The 21,727-nt window shown below is 70.2% G+C and carries 16 protein-coding genes; 2 read left to right on the top strand and 14 right to left on the bottom strand.

Annotation, left to right across the window (positions count from 1 at the left end):
• Positions 1 to 150: 150 nt before the first annotated feature.
• Positions 151 to 7,731 (bottom strand): LWXIA domain-containing protein, encoded by a 7,581-nt coding sequence (locus J5T34_RS20335; protein WP_208582427.1) that lies wholly within the window; start codon positions 7,729 to 7,731, stop codon positions 151 to 153.
• A gap of 745 nt (positions 7,732 to 8,476) precedes the next feature.
• Between J5T34_RS20335 and J5T34_RS20330 the strand changes: the two genes are divergently transcribed.
• Positions 8,477 to 9,769: an MFS transporter gene (locus J5T34_RS20330; RefSeq protein WP_208582425.1), complete on the top strand. Its 1,293-nt coding sequence runs from the start codon at positions 8,477 to 8,479 to the stop codon at positions 9,767 to 9,769.
• A 180-nt stretch (positions 9,770 to 9,949) separates the two neighbouring features.
• Here the strand turns inward: J5T34_RS20330 and J5T34_RS20325 are convergent, their stop codons facing one another.
• Positions 9,950 to 10,234, bottom strand: a complete 285-nt coding sequence (locus J5T34_RS20325; protein ID WP_208582423.1) for a hypothetical protein — start codon at positions 10,232 to 10,234, stop codon at positions 9,950 to 9,952.
• A 22-nt stretch (positions 10,235 to 10,256) separates the two neighbouring features.
• Between J5T34_RS20325 and J5T34_RS20320 the strand changes: the two genes are divergently transcribed.
• Positions 10,257 to 11,309, top strand: a complete 1,053-nt coding sequence (locus J5T34_RS20320) for a helix-turn-helix transcriptional regulator (RefSeq protein ID WP_244259106.1) — start codon at positions 10,257 to 10,259, stop codon at positions 11,307 to 11,309.
• Between the two features lie 166 nt (positions 11,310 to 11,475).
• On the opposite strand, the gene J5T34_RS20315 is transcribed toward J5T34_RS20320, so the two are convergent.
• The 12 genes from J5T34_RS20315 to J5T34_RS20260 form a co-directional block, all read right to left on the bottom strand.
• A complete protein-coding gene (locus J5T34_RS20315) occupies positions 11,476 to 12,510 on the bottom strand; it encodes an EscU/YscU/HrcU family type III secretion system export apparatus switch protein (RefSeq protein WP_208582421.1) in 1,035 nt (344 codons plus the stop codon).
• Positions 12,511 to 12,519: 9 nt separating this feature from the next.
• The gene (gene sctT / locus J5T34_RS20310) at positions 12,520 to 13,317 is read right to left on the bottom strand and encodes a type III secretion system export apparatus subunit SctT (RefSeq protein ID WP_208582419.1); all 798 of its coding nucleotides are present in this window, start codon (positions 13,315 to 13,317) and stop codon (positions 12,520 to 12,522) included.
• Complete coding sequence (locus tag J5T34_RS20305; RefSeq protein ID WP_208582417.1) at positions 13,314 to 13,826, bottom strand: type III secretion protein HrpD; 513 nt, start codon at positions 13,824 to 13,826, stop codon at positions 13,314 to 13,316. The genes sctT and J5T34_RS20305 overlap by 4 nt, the downstream gene beginning before the upstream one ends.
• Positions 13,823 to 15,250, bottom strand: a complete 1,428-nt coding sequence (locus tag J5T34_RS20300; RefSeq protein WP_244259105.1) for a FliI/YscN family ATPase — start codon at positions 15,248 to 15,250, stop codon at positions 13,823 to 13,825. The genes J5T34_RS20305 and J5T34_RS20300 overlap by 4 nt, the downstream gene beginning before the upstream one ends.
• A 52-nt stretch (positions 15,251 to 15,302) precedes the next feature.
• Positions 15,303 to 15,911, bottom strand: a complete 609-nt coding sequence (gene sctL / locus J5T34_RS20295) for a type III secretion system stator protein SctL (RefSeq protein ID WP_174105431.1) — start codon at positions 15,909 to 15,911, stop codon at positions 15,303 to 15,305.
• Positions 15,893 to 16,720: a type III secretion system protein SctK gene (locus J5T34_RS20290; RefSeq protein ID WP_208582415.1), complete on the bottom strand. Its 828-nt coding sequence runs from the start codon at positions 16,718 to 16,720 to the stop codon at positions 15,893 to 15,895. The genes sctL and J5T34_RS20290 overlap by 19 nt, the downstream gene beginning before the upstream one ends.
• Positions 16,720 to 17,538: a type III secretion system inner membrane ring lipoprotein SctJ gene (gene sctJ, locus J5T34_RS20285; RefSeq protein ID WP_244259104.1), complete on the bottom strand. Its 819-nt coding sequence runs from the start codon at positions 17,536 to 17,538 to the stop codon at positions 16,720 to 16,722. The genes J5T34_RS20290 and sctJ overlap by 1 nt, the downstream gene beginning before the upstream one ends.
• Complete coding sequence (locus tag J5T34_RS20280) at positions 17,535 to 17,963, bottom strand: hypothetical protein (protein WP_208582413.1); 429 nt, start codon at positions 17,961 to 17,963, stop codon at positions 17,535 to 17,537. The genes sctJ and J5T34_RS20280 overlap by 4 nt, the downstream gene beginning before the upstream one ends.
• Before the next feature lie 101 nt (positions 17,964 to 18,064).
• Positions 18,065 to 18,268: a hypothetical protein gene (locus tag J5T34_RS20275; protein ID WP_006580119.1), complete on the bottom strand. Its 204-nt coding sequence runs from the start codon at positions 18,266 to 18,268 to the stop codon at positions 18,065 to 18,067.
• A gap of 106 nt (positions 18,269 to 18,374) precedes the next feature.
• A complete protein-coding gene (locus tag J5T34_RS20270) occupies positions 18,375 to 19,598 on the bottom strand; it encodes an FHA domain-containing protein (RefSeq protein ID WP_244259103.1) in 1,224 nt (407 codons plus the stop codon).
• Complete coding sequence (gene sctC, locus J5T34_RS20265) at positions 19,598 to 21,277, bottom strand: type III secretion system outer membrane ring subunit SctC (RefSeq protein WP_208582411.1); 1,680 nt, start codon at positions 21,275 to 21,277, stop codon at positions 19,598 to 19,600. The genes J5T34_RS20270 and sctC overlap by 1 nt, the downstream gene beginning before the upstream one ends.
• A gap of 182 nt (positions 21,278 to 21,459) precedes the next feature.
• Entirely contained in the window at positions 21,460 to 21,726 is a 267-nt protein-coding gene (locus J5T34_RS20260) for a flagellar biosynthetic protein FliQ (protein WP_006580269.1), read from the bottom strand.
• Between the last annotated feature and the right edge of the window lies 1 nt (position 21,727).

The following is a 21,727-nucleotide window of genomic DNA, read 5'->3' as shown; positions in this document are numbered from 1 at the left end:
TCGTGGTGAGACGCGCGAACACGTGTTCATACGCGCGAATAGCCCACCATCGCCCACCATCGCTGGCGGGCTCGAAGATGGCGTAGCGTACCGCGGCCGGCGCGCGTTGCCATCACCGAAGCTTCGTAGGATCGGCAACGCCTGAACGCATCAAGCCTGCCCCTCCCCGGACGGCACGATATCGACCAGCCAGCCAGGCACGATGCGGTCCGGGTCGCCGATCGAGGCGTTGAGCTGCAGCAGGTGGTCGAGCGCCCGTGCGGTCTGCCCGTTCTGCCCGTTCTCGCCGAGCGGCGCGGTCCGGGCTTCATCGTCCCGGGCCAACAGCGTATCTCGATGGCGTCCCGCGATATCCCATAGCGTGTCGCCCGGCGCCACCCGGTGATAGCCGGCCAGTACCTCGGCGGCGCGCCGCGACAGGTTGCGATGCGGCGCCGCCGTCGTCGCCACCGCTGCCTGCCGCTCGGCCAGCAGCTGCGGCGCGGCGCCGCGCGCAGTATCGGCCGGTGCCGCACGATTGCGGCCGGAGGAGCCGAACAGGTCCGGCCACTGGAACTCCTTGTTCAGCGTGATCGCATCGATCTCGCTGACGCGCGACTTCGACAGGTCCGGCCCCTTCAGGTACCACAGTTGTGCCGGGCCGACCTTGCTGCCGTATTGGCCGATCTGCAGCCGGTTGGCGGTATTGGACCCGTAGAAGCGCAGCGGCCCGATATTGGTCGCGTCCATCAGCACCGGCGTGACCGGCCACGACCACGTGGCCTGACCATCCACGTCGGTCAGCCTGCCGTTGGCGAAATTGGTGCGCAGGATGTTGTGCTTGACGTGGCCGACGCGCAGGCTCGCCATGCCCATCTTCGACAGCCACGGCAAGCCGAAGCGGTACGCGACGCCGCCCTCCAGAATATTGACGCCATCGCGCGTGCCGATCGTGGTCTTGCCGTCGCGCGAAAACGCGAACGGCGTCGTGCTGCCGCCAACCCACAGCGACTTGATGCCGCCGACGTTGAGCCACAGCGTCATCGAATTCAGCCCGTCGCGCGAACGGAAGGTAATCTGCCAGCCGTCGATGCGGGTGGTGTCCGGCAGGTTGTACTTGCGCAGTTCGCTCGGGTCGCGCGAGACATCGATCTGGCCGGTCGCGGCCGCATAGGCGCCGTGCGCCAGCGCCGCTGCGCGCGCGCCACGCTGCAGGCCGCGGCGGACCTGCGCGAAGGTCAGCGCGCTGTCGCCGCTGGCGTTGGCCAGGCCGCCTTGCAGCGCGATCGGCGCGGTCCGATCGAGTCGTTGCCGCACCGGCCCCAGCGACACCGTGCCAAGGCGCGCATCGGCGCGCTGCTGACGTTGCGCCCAGGCCAGCAGGCTGCCCGCCGCGCGCGGATTGGCAACCGCCAGCCTGTCGATCGCGCCGGTGCCAGGGCGGAACGCCGCGCGCCTGGCCTCCAGCGCTTCGCGCCGGGCGTCGCGATGGCGTGCCGCGGCCTCGTGCATCGCCGCGCGCAGGTCCTGCCGCTCGGCACGTCGTCCGCCGTTGGCACGTTGCGCGCGCCGCCATGCCTGCGTGGCCTGCTGCTCGGCAACGCGGGCATCGGCGCGCTGCCATTCGGCGCGTCGCCATTGACGCATCGCCGCCACGCCCTCGCCCACACGTGTCAGCCTCGGATCGGCAGCGGCCTGTCGGGCCAGATCGCGCAGATGCACCGCTTGCGTCTGCCACGGCGAGTCGGCACCGCCCTGCTGCGCGAGCCGTTCCATCTGCCGCGCCGCGCGCTCCAGCACCCGGCGCCATGCGGCGGGATGGGTATCGCGCAGCGCCGCCAGCGCGCCGTCGGCCGGCGGTTTGGTTCCGCCGCCACGGTGCGCCGTCCGCACCGTCGTCGGTGCCAACCCGCCCTCGCCGAACACCGCACGTCCCGCCCGTTCGGCGTGGGTCAGCGCAAGCCGCTGGGCCTGCGCCGCCAGCGCATGCTGCCGCGTCAGCGCGCGATGGGTCGCCGTACCCGGCGTCGCCGACCGCAACTGCGCTGCCAGCGCGTCGGTCACCCGCGCGGCATCGTTGGCGCTGCGCAGCGCCTGCCGCCAGGCGCGCAGGCTGGCGGCCGCCGCGCGCCGCGTATCGCGCTTGCGCACCCGCGCGGCGGCCAGCAACAGGTCGGCATAGGCGCGCCGCACCTCGCGCGCCGACTCGCTGCCTCGCGCCTCGGCACGGCCGGGCACAAAGTCCTGCCAGCGGCGCACCGTCCCCGCCTCGCCGCCCTGATAGCGCTCGCGCACGCCGCCCGCCGCCGCCAGACGCCGCCCGGCGTCGGGCGAATGCGCGGCGACCGCGTCGACGAAAGCCTGCCATGCGGCCAGCCTGGATTTGGTATTGCCAGCCGCTGCAGCCTTCGCCGCCAACGCGCTGGCCCGCTCCTGGTAGAAGATCGCGCGGCCCGCATCGAGACGGTTCAGTGCGCCGTTGCGCGATGTCCTGCTGCCGTCGGCGTGGGCGCGAGCCGGCCCGGATCGCATCACGCTGGACCATGTCATGCCGTCCGCGGCGCGGCCGACCGTCGTCGTCGGCGCCTGTGCCGCCAGGCGCAGCGATGCCCGCGGCGTCAGCATGCCGAGCCGGCGCGCCTGCAGCCACAGCAGACCGGTGCCGGCATCGGCCATGCCCATGCGGAACCGTTGGCGCAGCGACGCCGCCACGGCGCGTCGCCATCGCGGCGGCAGCGCCGGCATTGCCGGGGCGGGATCGCCAGAGCGGCGCGGCGCCACCGCATGGATATCGCCCTCGATCGATGCCCGAACCGGCTTGGTGCTTCCCTTGGGTACGTAGTCGAGCACCGCGTCGCGGTTCGCGCGCATCGCATCGAGCGTCTTCGACACCAATGCCGCGCCGTCGGTCAGCGCGGTGCGATGACTGCCGATGCGCGCGGTCAGCGCCTGCGCCTGGCTCAAGGCGTCGGCATCGCGGGTCGGCGAAGTTTGCCGCGACGGCAGCGCGGCGCGCCATTGCTGCAGTTCGCCCCGCAGATGGCGGATCGCCTCCGCGCGCGGTGCCAGCACGTCGCCCGAGCCCTTGAAATCGCGCTGATTGGCCTCGATGCGCCGCAACTCCTGCCGCAGTCCGATGGCCAGCAGCGGATGCCAGCGGGTGGCGAGCCGTTGCGCGGCCGTGTCGAGGCGGCGCAGATCGCGCACGATCGCGTTCTGCCTGGCCGGATCGATCTCCAGTTGCAGCCGCGCCAGCTGCGATTGCGCGCGCGACTCGATGCGCCGCATCTGCTGGCGCAGCGGCCCCGACAACCAGCGGTGCAGCGCCTGGCCATCGTCGAACGCGGTCTGACGCGCCAGCCGCACCAGCTTGGCTTCGGCATCGCGCTGCTTGCCGATCGCCTGCGCTGCGCCGCGGCGGCCGGCATCGAGCCAGTTCAACATGCCGAGCGTGTCGACGCGGCTGATGCGGTCCTGCACCGCGCGCCAACGCGTACGGGACACCGGATAGGCGTGCGGCGAACTTTCGGTGCGAGGCGGCGACGAAGCCGCGGCCGAGGTGGCCGCGGTTCTTGCCGTGCCGGCCGGATCGGTGCCCGTGGTCCTCGCCGAGGTCGGCACGCTCGACAGCCCGGGCAGCCGCTGCGCCAGCGAGTCCTGCCATTGCGCCAGCCGCATGCGCACCGCCGCCAACGGCGTCTGCATGGCATGGCGCACCGGCATCGTCAGCGTGGACAGCGCCTGGGCGCCGCGGTCGAGCCCGGCCGCCGTGTTGCGCCACGCCGTCGCGATGTGCCGCGTGCCGGCCACCGCGCCGGTCGCCCCCTGGCGGATCCAGCGCCCGCTGACCGGATTGATCATGAACTGCACGCCGCCGAGCAACAGCTGCGTGCGGGTGGTGGCGCGCTCGCCGGGCGTCATGTTTTCCCAATTGGACAGGGCGTTATGCGCGGTATAGCCATAGGTACCGGCACCGACGGCAAGGGCCTGGCGCCCGCTGCGGGTGGCCTGCTGCTGCAGCGCCTGCGCGCGCAGCGTCAGCTGGCTGGCCTCGTCGGTCAGGCCGCGGCTTTCGGCCACCAGCGCGCGATGGCCGGTGCGTGCGGCGCTGACACCGGCCACGCCGGCACGCACGCCGAGCGCTGACGCGAGGATGTTGAGCCCGTCGATCAGCATCTGCGGGTTCTTGTCCGGGTTCCAGCTCTGGCCGTGCGAGATCTGGTCGGCGATGCTGGCGGCTGAGGTACCCACGCCATAGGCGGTCGCGGCCCCGGCGGCAGCCATCGCGACCGGCGCCAGCGCGCCGCCGGAGCCGACCACCAGCACGACGCCCGCGAGGATGCCGACGCCGGCGGCCACCGTGTCGAGGTGGGTCTTGCGACGGAAGCTCTCCCAGCCGCTCTCGATGCGCGCGTCGCCGATCTCCAGCTCGATATTGCCCTTGCTGTCGACGGTGAACTCGCCATCGCGCGGCATCGCCAGCACGGCGTCGGCCGCCGGCAGCGTATTGTTCTCGCGGTAGTCCTTCAGATCGTCGTAGGCGCGTCCGGCCTCGTCGACGAAGCGCGGGCCCTGGTCGGTCTCCACCTTGAACAGCATCGTGCGGGTGATGCCGCGCTCGCGGCTGGCGTAGACCACAGGCAGCAGCGTCACGCGCGCATGCTCGCCGCCCTGCTCGATCAGCTGGTCGGCCACCACGTCGAGCATGTCGGCGTAGTCGTCGTCGATGCCGGCGAAGATGTCCTGCTTGCGCAGCGTCTCCGTCTGCGCGTCGGCGTCGCCCGCCAGCTGGACCTCGGGCGGAATGCCGAGAGCCAGCCCCGCCATATTGCGTGCATGGGTGCGGCCCGCCATCTCGTAGGGGCGGCCGCCATAGTCGACGTAGTGCTGATTGATGACGCCCTGCGCCATCGCGCGCGGCTCGGACACGAACAGCTCGTACAGCGCGGCGGGATCCTCGCGCTGCTCGGGCGTCAGCGTGGCCGTCAGCGCGCGGGTTTCCTGCGCGGCGCCGGCTTCGGCGGCCTCCTGCACCAGTTGCTGGCGCGCGGCGTCCTCGTTGTCGAGCGCCTGCTGCAGCGGGGCCCAGGTCGGCGCGTCCTGTTCGCGCAGATACGGATGCTCGCGCTTCCACGCCTGATGTTCGTTGCGCAGGCGCTCGACGTCGTCGCTGGCCGCGCCGCTGTCGCGTTCGCTGCGATAGCGTTCGAGCTCGGCGGCGCTGGCCGACGCCGTGGCACGCGCTCGCTCGATCGCCTCGCCGGTGGAGACGACGGTCTCGTCTTTCGCCACGTCCACACCGAGGTCGCGCGCACGGTCTTCGGCGGTCAACCGGGCGCCCAGCGCGGCCAGCAGTGCGCGATGGTCGGTGTCGACCTGCGCGGTGAGCCGGGTCAGCTCGGGATCGGCGTCGTCGTTGGCGCCATTGGCATTGGCCGTAGCGTTACCGTCGCGGCGTGCCTGCGCGATGGCCTGCGCGTCGTGGTTCAGCGTCTCGTAGTCGCGCCAAGCGGTATCCTCCGCCGCGATGGCCGATTGCAGCTGCGCATGCGCTTCCCAGACGCGTGCCGTGACCGGATCCATTTCGACGCGCGATGGGCCCTGCCCCGGGATCGACAGCGTCGTCGAGGAAGCGGGATAGTTGCCGTACTGCGTCGGATATTGCCCCGACAGCTGAGCTGGGTACTGGACATACCATCGCCCGTTTTCCTTGACCGCGACCGGCGGGGAACCCGGCGGCGCCAGCAGAGGCGCGGCGGTCGATGTGGTGGAAGCGGTCGTGGCGGACGGTTTTCCATCAGTGGCATTGCCTGCCGCATCCATGCCGTCGGGCAACACCGTCCATGCCGCCGGACGCGCGGCCTCGCCAAGGTTCGGCGTCAGCAGCGGGGAAGTCGACAGCGAGGGGGCCGTGCTCGGCAACGTGCCGGGCGGCTGCGTCGACTGCGTGGAGGTGGAGGTGGAGGTGGAGGTGGGCGTGGATCCGGATGCCGAGAAGTCGTGCGTGCGATGGGCTTCGAGCGCCAGCGCGTATTCGCCCTCCGCCGCCCGCCTTGCCTCGGTGGCGGCCAGCGCATCGCTGCGGCCATGCGCGACCGCCTGGGCCAGACGCGTTTCGTCGCGGCGTTCGCGCGCGGCGTCGATCTCCTGCTGGGTCGCCCCGGGCCGCCGCACCGTCGCGTCGTACGTCCGCGCCGCATTGGCGGCGGCCTCGTCGGCCGTGGGCAAGGCCCGCTGTGCCGCACCGCCGTCCTTGCGCCATGCGTCGGTCCGGCCCTGCCGCAACGCGTCCGCCGCGTCGCCGCTCGCGTTCGCGGCCGTCCCCTGCACGTTGGCGCGCGCCTGGCTGGCCGACTCGCGCAGCGCGGCGATGCGGCCGTCGTCCGGGGCACCGGTTCCGCCCGTCTCGCGTGCGCGCAGTCCTTCGATCAGCGCCGCGTCGGCCTGCTGCGAACTGCGCAAGGCCTGCAGCGCGTCGCGGTCGGCGCGCGCCGTCTGCATGCGGTCCTGGGCGTCGGCGTAGGCAATGCGCGCCTTCTCGCGGGCGTCGGGATTGGCTGCGTCTTCATAGGCCGTGCGCGCCTGTTCGAGGCCGGTCTGTGCCTCGCGGTACGCGGTGTCGATCTCGCCGGCACGGTCGCGCAGGGCCTGGCGGGCGGCATGGTCGTCCTTGGCCGATTGCGCCTCGGTCAGCGCGCTCTCCGCCGCCGCGTTGCGCTGCTCCAGCGTCTGCCTGGCCTGCTGGACCTCGGGCGGTTCGATCAGGCACCGATTGGCTTGCGTTTCGTCGACGCGATGCCGCTCTTCCTTGGCGGCGAGATCGTTGGCGGCGACCTGCGCGTCCCATGAGGCCTGCGCCGCGACCGCCTGCCGGTCCGCCACCCACCATGCGTCCAGCGCCGCGCCGTAGGCATCGTCGGCGCGCTGCAGCGCCGCCGCATCGCCATCCTTGCGGGCACGCTCTCGCGCCGCGCCGGCCTGCTCCAGTTCGCGACCGGTTCTGGCCAGCTCGCGCTGGGCGGCATCGCGCTCGTAGCGGCGCCATTCCGTTTCGAGCGCGGCGGCGGCGCTGTCCGCTTGCCGTCGCGCCGTGCCGGCCGTCTCTCGCGCTTCGTTCAATGCCTGCCGATCGCCCGCATCGAGCTTCGCCGGATCGCTGCCCGGCGGGGCCAGTGCCGTCACCGCGCGGTCGGCGGCGCCCAGATCCGCATCGGCCCGTTTGGCGGCGACATCGGCGACGGCGACCGTGTGCAGCTGCTGCGCATCGTCGTATGCGGCCTGCGCCGTGTCGACCCTGGCCTGGTTCTGCGGTCCCGGCTCGCGCAGCGCCTCGGCCTTGGCCTCGTCGAGCGCGATCCGCTTGTCGTGCGCGTCCAGCTCGAGCGCGGCCTCGTTCAGCTCGGCCTTGCGCGTTGCTGCGGTGGCCTCCGCGGCCTCGGCCTTGGCGATATCGTCGCGCGACTGCGAGCGCTCGGCGGCCTCGCGCGCGGCCTGCGCCTGCGCGCGTGCCGCGGCCTCGGCCTCCTGTGCCTGGCGCAGCCGCTCCAGCATCGCGGCAATCTGTTCCCGCATCTGCTGCAGCCGCGCCTGCAGCTCGGCCAGTTCCCGCTGGCGCTGGGCGGCCGAATTCGATTCGGCGTCGGCCGCGCGCGGAGGCGGCGCGGACGGTGCCGGCGGCGGGGGCGGCGGAGGCGGCGGGACCGTGATCGGTCGCACCGTCGAGGGACCGGACAGATCGGCGGGATAGCTCATCGTGACCTCGCGAGAAAGGCCGGGCGAGGCACCATGCCGATGCGGACGCGCCCCGGCCCGGGGCGCCGCCATCAGACCGCGCGTCGATGAACGCCCCGTGACGAGACGAAGCTTCGTGGTGCAAAGCGCCGCCGCTGCTGCGCTGCACAGCGATATCCCTACGAGTCTCCGTAGCGCATCCCCTGCCCCGCTTGCCACTGGCGCGCCGTATGCTTACGCGTTGCCCTCGATGGGGCGGGCGGACAAGGCGCGCTGCCTCGCCGTTTGGCGACATTGCGACATCGGGGAAAACCCGATATCCGCCCGGGTGCGCGGGAATGCCAGAACTGGCCGGGGCCCGCGTATTGACTGAGATTTAGTGGTGATCTCAATTTTTTCTTATGAGGACCCAAGCTAAAAAATAGTTGGACGAGGCGCCCGGCGAATTTGAAAAATGCAAATGCCGGGGGACATCCATCCATGCATGACAGGTTCCCGCAGACCGCCGCGAGTCATCCGGATCGCCGCGGGTCACCGCGATCGCGCGCCAACTCTCCAGGCGTGCATCGGCACACCGCCGTGCCATCGCGACCGCCAGCGTGCGGGAACCAGGACAGCGACGACGATCGTCGACCGGCGCGCTTCGGCGCGATGGCCCGATTTGCACGCGGCCTGCCTGCAACCGCCTGCAAATAAAGCCCCGTGTTTTTGGCCCCGATCAAGCCTGTACCGACGCACCGCGACGAGACACCACGACGAGGAACGCATGGAAACGCAGATTGGCAGCATCCAGGGGGAGCAGCAAAGCCGACCGTCGACCGGCCTCTTTGCCTGGTATCGCGATATCACGCCGGGAGAGCGGCGCACGTTCTGGAGCTGCAAGGTCGGCTACGCGCTCGACGCGATGGACACGCAGTTCCTCAGCTTCGTCATTCCGACGCTGATCGCGACCTGGGGCATCACGCGCGGCGATGCCGGCTTCATCGGTACCGCCACGCTGCTGACCTCGGCGGCCGGGGGCTGGATCGCCGGCATCCTGTCCGACCGCATCGGCCGCGTACGCACGCTGCAGCTGACCATCGTCTGGTTTGCCTTCTTCACGTTCCTGTGCGGCCTGGCGCAGAACTACGAGCAGCTGCTGATCGCCCGCGCGCTGATGGGTTTCGGCTTCGGCGGCGAGTGGACCGCGGGCGCGGTGCTGATGGGCGAGGCGATCCGCTCGCAGGACCGCGGCAAGGCGGTCGGCATGGTACAGGCCGGATGGGCGCTGGGCTGGGGCATGTCGGCGCTGCTGTATGCGCTGGTGTTCAGCCTGTTGCCGCCGGAGACCGCCTGGCGCGCGCTGTTTCTGATCGGCCTGCTGCCGGCGGTGTTCGTGATCTTCCTGCGCCGCCTGGTCAAGGAGCCGGAGGTCTATGCCGAGCACAAGGCCAAAGAAGCCGCCTCCGCGCAGAAGACCTCGTTCGCCGCGATCTTCTCGCCGAAGCTGCTGTCGATCACGCTGCGTGCCGCGTTGCTGACGACCGGCGCGCAAGGCGGCTACTACGCGATCACGACCTGGCTGCCGACCTTCCTGAAGACCGAGCGCGGGCTGACGGTGCTCGGCACCGGCGGCTATCTGGCGATGGTGATCGTCGGCTCGTATCTGGGCTATATCACCAGCGCCTATCTGACCGACCGCATCGGCCGCAAGCGCAATTTCATGCTGTTCGCGCTGTGCTCGATGGCGATCGCGCTGATCTACACGCAGATCCCGGTCAACGACACCGTGATGCTGCTGTTGGGCTTTCCGCTGGGCTTCTTCGCCTCCGGCATCTTCGCCGGCATGGGGGCCTTCCTGACCGAGCTGTTCCCGACCAGCGTGCGCGGTTCTGGCCAGGGCTTCTGCTACAACGTGGGCCGCGCCATCGGTGCGCTGTTCCCCTTCCTGATCGGCCATGTCAGCCAGACCATGCCGCTGGGACAGACCATCGGCGTGTTCGCCGCCGGCGCGTACGGCGTGCTGATCATCGCCGCGCTGACGCTGCCGGAAACGCGCGGCAAGACGCTGGAAGCATGACAGCCAATCGATCCCATGTCGGCGGCGATAACCCTACACGATCCAAGGAAAGTGGCGGATATACAACATGCTCGCCGCATCGCATCAACCGGCCGCAAGCCTTGTCGCAGCGCCGTTCGCGGGCATCGCGGCGGGTGGCAATGCGGCCTCGCATCGCACGGCTGGAAGGCACGCGCGATGTCATGACATGTTGGCTTGCAATAATTTGGCCGGCGCCAGATGGCAGTTGCCACCGATGGCGCCATCACGGGTTCGCACCACCACAGCATCGATAGCGGCCGCGCAACGCACGGCACGCACAACACCGGGCGCGCCGCATCGCGGCGCCGTCCGGGTTTTCCGACGGGAATGGGTCAGCAGTATGTTGGGCTTTGCCTGAAAGGCCTGGCCAGCGGGCGCGGTATGTCGCTCGCGGATCGGTCCGAGGCAAGCCTTCACGCTGTCGCGCGCCAGCGCGGCGGCCATACGCATTTGTCGGAGGCGATCGATGGAAAAAGTAGTGGAAGCCGGCCTGGGCCGCGACACCAGCCTGTCGCGGACCTTGAGAGCCGACCTGCCGCGCGCCACAAGCGACGGCACGTCGGTCCGCGGTCCACGCGGCCTGCCCCTCGTGACGGGCCCCCATGGCATCAAGGTATTTGGCGAACGGCATATCGTTCCCGTCCAGCGGCGCACGCGCCAGGGCGGCATGCCGGGACTGGTGGAGGCCATGCTGCGCGAGAGCTCGCATGAATCGCGCACCGCGCTGATGCAGTCCGCGATCCGCGGGATCGGCTTCGACTGGCTCGGCTATGGCACAGCCACCACGGCCGGCGGACAGGTGCAGCTGCGCACCTTCCTCGATACCTATTCGCATCCGGGCTGGCGCGACTACTACCTGCGCGAGCGCTACTACGAGGTCGATCCGCGCCAACCGCGGCCCGGCACCTTCGGACTGCCGCTGGTGTGGGACGTCAGCGACCTGGAGCGCAGCACCTCGGGCGGCACGCAGGCGCTGCGGCTGCGCCGCTTCCTCGACGATCTGCGCGACGCCGGCATCCGCAGCGGCGTGTTCCTGAACCTGCCGATGCCCGGCACCAGCGATTTCGTCGCGATCAGCTTCGCCTCCGGCATCGAGAGCCGCCGCTGGATCGGCGACCCCGTGATCGGCCAGGCGTTGACGGTCGGCTTCGCGCTGCACGAATTCCTGACCTGCCATGCCGATATCCCGGCGCTGGGCGGCACGCAGCGCGACGGGTTGTCCGAGGTCCAGCGCGATATCCTCGCCTGCCTGGCGCAAGGGCTGTCGGACAAGCAGATCGCCAATCGCATGGAGATGTCGATCTTCAACGTCGACTACCACATGCGCCGCCTGCGCAGCCATTTCGGCGTGCGCAATCGCGTGCAGCTGGCGCATGCGGCCACCATGCAGGACCCCACCTTGATCGCCACGGCGGTGGAGAGGATGGATCGGGCGGAGAGGATGGAGCGTGGGGGCAATGGGATGCGCGAGCGGGCGGGCGCTGGATATCGCGCGGAAGCGGCGTTATTGGATTGCTAGCGGCGGTTGCCCTCTCCCCCAGCCCCTCTCCCGCGAGCGGGAGAGGGGAGCACGTCAGCGGTCGAGCAGTGGCGTCACGGTATCCATCGCGCTGACCGGCTCCCTCTCCCGCTAGCGGGAGAGGGCTGGGGAGAGGGCAACCCACGCCAGCCAACCGCGAACCACCCTATCCCCCCTTCGCCCACCGCATCAAATCCGCCACCCGCTCGAACAGCGAGCGATCGATGAAGCGATCCAGCGGCACCGTCAGATACAGCCGCTGTGCCAGGTCCGAATCGAAGGCGGACGGAATCAGGTAGTCGGCCGCGGCCTGGCGGATGCGGGCCGCGACCTGGCCGCCGCCCTTGGCCACCACCTTGGGCAGCGTCCCCGGCCCGTCGTAGCGCAAGGCCACCGCGTACTGCGTGGAATAGACGACCGCGGTGGAGACCCGCACCCGCTCGCCGACGCCGAAGAACGCCGCCTCGAAGAACGCCGCGCGGCGCCGGCCGGCGATCATCGGGTCGCCCTGCGTATCCTTGTACTCGCGCCGGTACTCCTCCACGCTCATGCGCTGCCGCTTCATGAACTCGTAGCGCTCGTGCACGTAGTCGATCACCGCCATGATCAGGTAGATCACCGCGGCCCAGCAGCACATCATCAGCAGGATATGGGCGATCAGCAGCAGGATCTCGGCGGGCCGCGCATAGCCGGTCCGCACGCCGTCCTCGATCGCCCGCAGCGCCAGCACATAGATCAGCCCGCCCAGCAGCGCGATCTTGATCACGGTCTTCAGCAGGTTGACCAGATTGCGCACGGCGAACATCCGCTTCAGGCCCTCGGCCGGATTCAGCCGCGCCAGTTGCGGCTTGATCTGTTCGAATGCGACCAGCGGCCCGACCTGCACGAAGGCGCCGACGATGCCGCAGACCAGCGCGATCGCCGCGATCGGCAGCACGCCCATCAGCAGAAAGCGCGCACCGGCCTCGCCGAGCACCAGCATCTGTTGATCGGCCAGATGCCGGTCGATCGAGCCCATCGCACTGAGCCACAGCGCCTGGAACAACCGCACGAAATAGCGGCCCAGCAGCCAGAGCCCGACCAGCACCCCGAGAAACACGATCGCCGAGGTCACGTCGCTGCTGCGCGGCACCTCGCCGCGCTTGCGCGCATCGTCGAGCTTGCGCCGCGTCGCTTCGAGATTCTTTTCGCTATCGGCCATGGCGCGGCCTCACTGGACGCCCGCGCGTCCGCGCAGCAGGTCGATCAGCGCGTTGTCGGGCCGCAGGAAGCCCTGCAGCGTGTCGACCATCACCGACAGCATCAGCACCAGCATCAGGAACGCGACGGAGATCTTGACCGGCTGCGCAAACTGGAACACGTCGAACTGCGGCACGAAACGCGCGATCAGCGCGAAGCCGAGCTCGACGATCACCAGCAGCAGCAGGATCGGCGCGGCCAGCTTGACCACCCACGAGAACATCGTCCCGGCATAGATATTGGCGAACTGGAACGACGACAGCGAGACGTCGGGGCCGAACGACATCACCGGCCAGAAGGCAAACGATTCGACGATCACGCCGGTCATCGCGAACAGGCCACCGAACGAGGCGAACAGCGCGATGCCCAGGTGGGACAGCAGGTTCTCCATCGGGCCGTCTTCCTGCTGCGTCACCGGATCGAAGAAGGTCGCGTTGCCCGAACCGGTCTGGAAGTCGATCAGCTCGCCGATCATCTGCAGCGCGACGAAGAACAGCCCGAACGCCATGCCCAGCAGCAGGCCGATAAAGGCCTCCTTGAAGATCAGCAGCAGCCAGAGGCCACCGGCCACCGCGTCGATGTCGACGCGGGCGCCGGGCGAGACGAACAGCGCAATGGCGAGCACGATGCCGTTGCGGGCAACGCCGGGGATCGATTGATGCGACAGGAACGGCACCACGGTAAACGCCGTCAGCAGCCGCGGCATCACCATCAGGATGGGCATCACGGTCTCGCGGCCCCACTGGAAGAAGATCGCCGGATCGATCATGCCTTGATGCCCGCCTGCATGCCCCGCTGCCAGACGCGCAGCGCGGCCTCCTCGGCGGCCTCTTCCTCCCGGCGTTCGAGGTCGGCGCGTGCCGATGCCTGTTCGCGGCCGATCAGCTCGCGCGTGCCGGTCAGCCTGGCCTGCGCCTGGGCCCACAGCCGGCGGCTTTGTTCGAATTCGGCGCGACGCTGGCCCGCAATGTCCAGCGCCTGCGCCAGCGCGGCGTTGGCGCGTGCGATGCGGGCGTCGAAGGACGCCTGCCACGCCTGCGCATCGAGCAGCCCCGAGATCGCGACGCCGTCCTGCGCGGCGCTCTCGCGCAGCCGCTGCAGAAACGCCGCGCGCTCCGACAGCGCCGCGCGTACCGCGCCCTGCGCCGCTTCGGCGGCCCGCATCCCTTCGAGGAAGGCATCGCGCTTCTGCCGCATCTCGCGATGGGCGTCGTCGTGGCGGCGCTCGCGCACGCGTTCGAGCTGGCGCAGCGGCACCGCGGTGGATTCGCCGTTCATCGTCTGGCCTCCTGCGGGCCGGCGGCGCGGGCGGACGCAGCCGTCGTTGCCGGTGCGGTCGAAGCGGCCGGCGTGGGCGGCGTGATCGCGCGTTCGAGCGTGCGCAGCGTGGTCTCGTAGGCGTCGAGCTTGCCGGCCGGCTGCGCCAGGAAGGCGCGAATCTGGCCGATCGACGCGACCGCGGCGTCGGCCACCGCATCGGCGCCGGGACGGTACTCGCCGATCTGCAGCAGCAGTTCCAGCTCGCGGTATTTCGCCAGCAACTCGCGCAGCCGGGCCGCATGGCGGGCCTGCTGGTCCTCGACCACATGCGGCATCACGCGACTGACGCTGGCCAGCACGTCGATCGCCGGATACTGGCCGGCGCTGGCGAGCTTGCGCGACAGCACGATATGGCCGTCGAGGATCGAGCGCACCTCCTCGGCGATCGGGTCGCTGTCGTCCTCGCCCTCGGTCAGCACCGTGTAGGCGGCGGTGATCGAGCCGCGCGCGGCGGTGCCGGCGCGTTCGAGCAATTGCGGCAGCATCGAGAACACCGACGGCGGATAGCTGCGGCGCGTCGGCGGCTCGCCGCTGGCCAGGCCGATCTCCCGCTGCGCGCGCGCCAGTCGCGTCAGCGAATCGACCAGCAGCAGCACGCGCTTGCCCTGGTCGCGGAAGTGTTCGGCGATCGCGGTTGCGGTGTAGGCGCACTTGACGCGCTCCATCGGCGCGCGGTCCGAGGTCGCCACGACCAGCACCGTGCGCGCCAGGCCGGCATCGCCGAGGCTGTATTCGATGAATTCGCGCACCTCTCGCCCGCGCTCGCCGACCAGCGCGACGACATTGACGTCGCTCTGCGCGCCGCGCGCCAGCATGCCGAGCAGCGTGCTCTTGCCCACGCCCGGCGGCGCAAAGATGCCGACGCGCTGCCCTTCCCCCAACGTCAGCAAGCCGTCGATCGCGCGCACGCCGGTCGGCAACGGCGTGCGGATCAGCGCGCGGGTCAGCGGATCGGGCGGTTCGTTCTCGACCGGCACCTGGCTGACGCCGATCAGCGGGCCACGGCCGTCGATCGGGCTGCCCAGCGCGTCGAGCACGCGCCCGAGCAGCGCCGCGCCGGCCGGGCAGCGGTAGCCATGCATCAGCGGCACGACCTCGGTCACCGCCGACACGCCGGTGGTGCGGCCCAGCGGCGTCAGCAGCGCGGTCTGCTGTTCGAAACCGACCACCTCGGCCAGCAGCGGCGGCTCGCCCGGCGTGACCAGCTGGCAGATCTCGCCGACATGCGCCTGGATGCCGGTCGCATTGATCAGCATGCCGACCGCCTTCGACACACGGCCGCGCATCGCCACCGGCGTGAAGTGGTCGAAGGCGCGTTCGAGATCGAGCGCGGCGTGCTGCAGCGCGGCCTTCAGGTCGGATGTCGGGATCGGGTCGGCCATGGGAATCAGTGGGAAAGCTCCGCGTGGTGCTTCGGGTCAGGTCTGCGCTACCTCAACCGGCCTGCACGCGGCGCGCGAACGCTGCGAGCTGGGCCTGCAGCCCCACCTCCATCGTGCCGGACGGGGTCAGGATGCGGCAGGCGTCGGGCTCCAGGCTCGGCTCGACCACGACGTTGGCGCGGCGCGGCCAGTCCAGCGTTTCCGCCATCGCGTCGAGCAGGTTGCGCACCGCCTGCTCGCGGCCGAGCGGGATCTGGATGGTAATGAAGGGTTCGCTGCGGACCAGCACGTCGATCCGCTGCAGCGCGACCTCGAGGATGATGTCCGGGTCCAGCTCGCCGGCGATCTGCTGCACCGCCTTCATCACGATATTGGCCATGGTCCGCCGCATCGCGCCGAGCTGGCGCTCCGCCTCGGCGGCGGCGCTGACCTGCGCGGCCGCGTGTTCGGCCTGGGCCTTGGCCCAGCCTTCGCGATAGCCGTGCTGGCGCCGCTGCTCCGCGTCGCGCTGGGCGTCGGTGGTGATGCGGTGCGCCTCGCGGCGGGCGGCCTCGATGACCTCGGCCGCATCCATCAGCGCCGCGTACTCCGCCTCCTTGAGGACCTTGCGCTCGGACAGCAGCTGCAGGTTCTCGCTGGTAATCAGAAAAGCCAGTGCCATGTCGGAAACCGTTCCGGAATCAGGTTGAGCAGAAGCAGCTCGCGCAGCTGCGCGGCCTGCGGGCGGCTCAGCGCCGGCACCGGCAGCGCAGCCAGCCGGCGCGGGAACTTGCGGCGCACCGCGGTCAGCAGCGCCGGTTCGCTGCCATTCCGGGCCGTACCGATGGCGGCCGAGGCCGGCAGCGTCTGCACGAGGCCGCACAGCAGCCGGTATCCCCGTTCGGCCATCACGCGGGCGGCGGACGAAGGCCGCGCGCGGATGGGATCGAGGTTCATCGGCAGGTCGGGCAGATCGGGCACGCGCTTCAGGATGAAGGCCACGGCCTGCGGATCGAAGCGCCGTGCGGCGCGCCGCAGCCGATACGGCACCGTGCCGATCAGCGGCTGTGCCAGCGCCCCCAGCCTGCCGTCGAGCTGCTGGGCCAGGCGGCTGCGCTCGCTGGCAAAGCCCGGCTTGTGCACCGCCATGCCGCACCAGACGGCCAGCAGCCGCAGCGCGCTGCGATCGAGCAGCACCAGCCGCGCGAGCGGGTCGTTGCGCCGATCGAGCAAGGCCTGCAGCAGCAGCGCGCGGCTGTGCGCATCGTCGCCGCACGGCGACAGCGGCCCGGCCAATACCTGCGCCGCGGCCGTGCCGAAGCGATCGGCCTTGCGCAGCGGCAGCGGCCATTCGCGCGGCAACCAGCTCGGATGCTGATGCGCGAGCGGCCGCTGCGCGAAATCGGCGACGGCGCGGGCCAGCGCAAGCGACGGCACATGCAAGGACGCATGCGGGGCATGCGGCAGGCCCGCCGCGGCCAGCGCGACCATCAGGCACGGCTCCTCGTCGAGGTCCCTGCGCCCAGGCGCCCCAGCGCCTGCCGCAGGCCGCCGCGCTTCCACGCCAGCACGCCGAGCCCGGCGAGCGCCAGCGCGGCGATCACCGCGCCCGCGATCGCGGCAAAGCGGCCGACGGGGAAGCCGCTGCCGGCGGGCGCGCGCGCAACCGGTCCGATCGGCGTGAACGGCCGCGCCTCGACCAGCGACAGCGACACCTTGTCGTGGGTCACGCCCTCGATGCTGTGGGCGACCATGTCCTTGACCGTCGGCACCAGCAGCCGCAGGTCGGTATCGGGACGATGCTTGATGAAGACCGCGGCCGACGACGGCCGGATCTTGTCCGACAGCGGATCGGTGGCCGGGATCACCACGTGCACCCGCGCGGTGACCACGCCGTCGATATTGCGCAGCGTCTCGGACAGTTCCTGCGACAGCGCGAAGATATAGCGCATGCGCTCCTCGGTCGGCGTCGCCACCAGGCCCTGCTTCTGGAACACCTGGCCCAGCGAGGAAAAGCGCTCGCCGGGCAGGCCCTCGCTGCGCAGGATTTCGAGCGCCGCGGGCAGTTGCGACTCGTCGACGCGCACGCTCCAGCCGGTCTCGCCTGCGCGGACCTTGTCGGCATCGATGCCTTCGGCGGTCAGCACCGCCAGCATCTGGTTGGCTTCGGCCTCGTTGAGCGAGGCGTACAGGTCGACGCGGCAGGCTGCCAGCAGCAGCACGAGCGCCACCGGGGCAACACGGGCAAGGCGGGACAGCCTGGGCCGGCGTGTGGCCGGCATGGCCGAAGCCGCAGAGATCGGCGTCATTGCTGGTTCTTGAGCAGGCTGTTGAACAGATTGGTGCCCGCGCTGCCGATGCTCGACGTGACATGGATCGACGAGAACAGCTCGAGCGATTCGGTCTGCAGCATCATGGCCTGATAGACCACGTCGCTGGTGCTGCCCTGCTGGATCGCGGTGAACATGCTTTCGCGCATTTCGTCGAGCCGCGCAGCCTGGCGTGCGGCCTCTTCGCCCGCCGACACATAGGTGGTGCGGATCGCGGCGCCGAGCGAGGACGTGGTCGGCTCGCTGGCCGTGGTGCCGCCGGCGGTGCCATGCTGCACCATCTCGGCGAAGGTGCGCGCGTCGGCCGGATCGGCGGCCTGGTTGGCCTGCGGCGCCTGCTGGTGCGCGGACACGGAAGCCGCATCGGCAACGGCGCCTTGGGCGGCGATCGCGGTGGGATCCATCGCTGTTCTCCTGGACTGAAATGAGGGACAAGCCGGTCAGGGTGCGCGGCGCGCCGGAGCGGCCTGGCGGCCGTCCGGCGACGCGCGCGACCCCGCCGCCGTCAGTTGGTCCTCGACGTCTGCTTGACGTCCTGCATCGCGCCCTGGACCAGGTTGGCCTTCTGCGTGTTGTGCGCCATTTCGCTGCTGACCACGGCGTTCTGACGGGTCAGCGTGTCCTGCAGGGCCATGATGTTCACCGAGAACTCCTGGGCCTTCTGCTGGATTTCCTGCATCTTGGCGTTCAGATCGACTTCACCAGCCATTTCCATCTCCTTCATCAAGTGGTACTGCCACACACTCCGCATCGGCGATGCGGAACCGATTGCCGCGGCCCCATTTGTGCGGGCCCGCGGCGAATTCCAGCCGGCCTCAGCGCTGCGGCGGCGGCTCGCCGCCCTTCGCTTCCTTCAGCACCAGCCCGTCCGCCTCGATCTTCTCGATCTCGGCGCCGTTCTTCAGCACCGCGCCCTCGAAATACCGGCTGCCGTTGGCCAGCTGCACATACCGTGTGCCGTCGCCGTTGTCGGTGATGCTGACCACGCGCGCCGGAAACACGCCCTGCCAGTTGTCCCAGCGGCCCTCGCGCAGATGACGGCGCCGGCTGTCGGCGGTCTCGCGGTAGTCGATGCGATCCGACACCAGCACGCCCGGGTGCAGGTCCTCGATCACGCGCTTGACCTTGTCACGGCCGGTCACCGGGTCCGCCGTGCCGGTCAGCACCACGCGGCCGCTGCCCTGATAGGCGATGCCCACGCCGGGCTCGTCGACGTAGCGCTGGATATGCTCGATGATGTCGTCGGCCGATCGCACCTGCTGCTGCACGCCGCGCCCGAACGGCGCCAGCGCCTGCGCGATGCGTTGGCGATCGACGCGGGAATTGACGAAGCCGCGCACGGTGACGGCGCCATTGGGCAACGACACCACCTCCAGTTCCGGATAGCCGGCGACGGTCTGGCGTACCGCGGCCGGGTCGACCTGCGCGGTGCGGGCAAAGCCGCCATCGCGCGACAGCGTGGCGGCGAGCCAGCCGGCGCCGATCAGCAGCGCCATCACCAGCACGCCGATGCCGCCGAGCACCCAGCGGCTGGACTGCCGTACAGGCTCGTCGCTGTCCGCACGCGCCGCGCGGCGGCCCGACTCGGCCCAGGCGAACAGCGTGTCGGTGGTCTCGGATGCGGCCGGCGCGGCGCGCAGCAGTTCCATGTCGAGCGAGCCGACCGTCAGAATGTCGCCGCCGGCCAGCGCGATCACGCGCTGCGTGGTATCGCGGCCGTTGACCTTGACCTGCGCCTCGCCGATCCGCTCGGCCGACACCGCCAGTTCGCCGACGTTCAGCACCAGATGGCGCGGCTGCACCTCGTCGCCGGGCACGCTGATGTCGACGTCGCTGGCGGCGCCCAGCACATTGGCGCCACGCCGCAGCGAAATCACGCGGCCGTAGACGGCGCCGCCCAGCAGCCGCAGCGTCCAGCCCGGGACGCCGGCGTCGTGGCGCAGCGCGTCCGCGTGTGGGCCGGCGTGAGACCCGGCCTGCAGATCGGCGTGCGGATGGGCGTACGAGTCGGCGTGCGAATCGGCGTGCAGCGCGGCCATCAGCTCATCCCCGGCATCACCAGACGCGGTGTCAGCAGGTAGAAGCGCTCCATATTGGCCTGGCGCTTCTCCTGGTACTTGAACAGATTGCCGATGATCGGCACGTCCTGCAGGAACGGCACGCCCGACGACGCGCGCAGCTTCTCCTCGACCGTATAGCCGGCGATCAGCAGGCTCTTGCCTTCGTCGACCATCGCCTGCGTGGTGATCGAGCGGCGCCGCACGATCGGGATGTTGTCGACCGTCTCGCCGGACAGGTCGCCGTCGGCGATATCGATGCTCAGCATCACCGCGCGCCCTTCCCGTTCGTCGATCACCAGCGGCGTCACGCGCACCGCGGTGCCCGCCACCACGTTGAACAGGCCCGCGTCCTGGAAGCCGTCCACACGCACATAGAACTCGCGCATGTTTTCCAGCGCGGCCTCGGTGTTGTCCAGCGTCAGCACCTTGGGCCGCGCGACGAAGTTCGCCTGACCGCGCTCGGCCAGCGCCTTGACGCGCGTCAGCAGATAGCGCGTGACGTCGTTGCCGATCGCGCCGGTGAACTGCAGGCCCGAGCCGGCCGTGTTGCCGGTGGTGCCGCCTTCCGAGCGCGCATTGCCGAAGGTCAGCGGCGAACCGCCGCCCCCGCCGAGCTGCAGATCGACGTGGCGGGTATGCAGGCGCCAGTCCACGCCGAGGCTGTCCAGGTTCTCCTGGCTGATGTCCATGATCGTGACTTCGATCTCGATCAGCCGCGGCTTGATGTCGAGCGACGAGATCAGGCGCTGGTACTGCGCCATCCGTTCCGGCACGTCGCGGACGATCACCGCGTTCAGCCGCGTGTCGGCCTGGAACTGCGGCAGGCCGCCGAAGCCCCAATTGCCGAAGCCGGGCTGGCCGATGCCGGTGGAGCCGTCGTTCATCGACTCGAGCACCTGGCGCGGATTGGCCTGGGGCAGCGTCATGTTGTTGGCGCCGCCGCTGCGCAGTTCGGCCATGCGGCTGGCGCCTCGGCTCGGGCCCATGCTGACCGGCGTGGTCGCGGTGCCGGCGCGCTGGCGTCCATAGAGGCTGCGCAGCACGGTGACCACACCCGGTACGGTGATGTCCTTGCCCGAGCGGTTGATGCGGAAGTCCGAGGCCCACGAGTATTTCAGCGGGAAGATCTGCACCTCGGCGCGGTCGTCGTTGACGGCGCGATCGTCGAAGGCGCGCACCGCGGAACGCACGGTCTCGACGTAGCGCTTCGGCCCCGACACCATCACGGTGCCGTCGTCGTCGTTGATGGTGATCGGGTAGCGCGAGTCGATGACCTGCATATGCTCGAGCGCTTCCTGCAGCCGGTCGCCCGCGCCGCGCGCGAACGGAATGACCTCGCTGCGCGCTTCGCCGGCCGGCTCGATATAGAGCAGCGAGCCGTCGTAGTAGTAGGTCAGGCCATAGCTGGCGGCAACGCTGCGCAGGATCGACAGCGGCGAGTCGGAGAAGCGGCCGCTGATGGTGCCGTCCACGCGCGAATCGACCACCGCGGTGGTGCCCTGCGTCGACGCCAGCTCGCGCAGGAAATCGGCCACGCGCTTCTCGCTGGCCGAGATCTGGAACGGCTTGCCGGGCCAGTTCAGGTCGGCGGCGTGCAGCGGCTTGACGACGAGCCACAGCGCCAGCAGCAGGCCCAGCGCCGCAAGGCCCCGCAGCACGCGGCAGTGCGCGCCATGGAGTCTTCCTGGCGCCTTGTTCTTATCTGTCGGCAGGCCGCTCTGCACCGCGCCCGCCATGGCCAGACATCGAGGTCCGAACCGTTCGCTTGTCAACATATCCTCCCCGGTTTTCCACTGCGTCATCGTTCGTACTAAAGCGCCAATCTGTCGTCGAATCGTCGTTATAAGAAGGTCAGCATGGTCTGGATCGCCCGCTGCGAGAACCGCATCACCTCGCCGCCGAGCCAGCCGCCCAGCAGCACCAGCGATACCAGCACCGCGATCAGCCGCGCCGAGGTGCCGATGCTCTGGTCCTGGATCTGCGTGACGGCCTGCAGCACCGCCACCACCAGCGCCACCACGGTGCCGATCAGCACCACCGGCAGCGTCACCCACAGCACCACCAGCAGCGCCTCGCGCGTGATATCGAGAATCGTGTCGGCGCCCATC

The sequence above is a fragment of the Cupriavidus gilardii genome, from assembly GCF_017598945.1.
GTDB classification, from domain to species: Bacteria; Pseudomonadota; Gammaproteobacteria; order Burkholderiales; family Burkholderiaceae; genus Cupriavidus; species Cupriavidus gilardii_E.
Note: the sequence above shows the minus strand (reverse complement) of the source record. Positions and strands in the feature narration are given on the sequence as shown.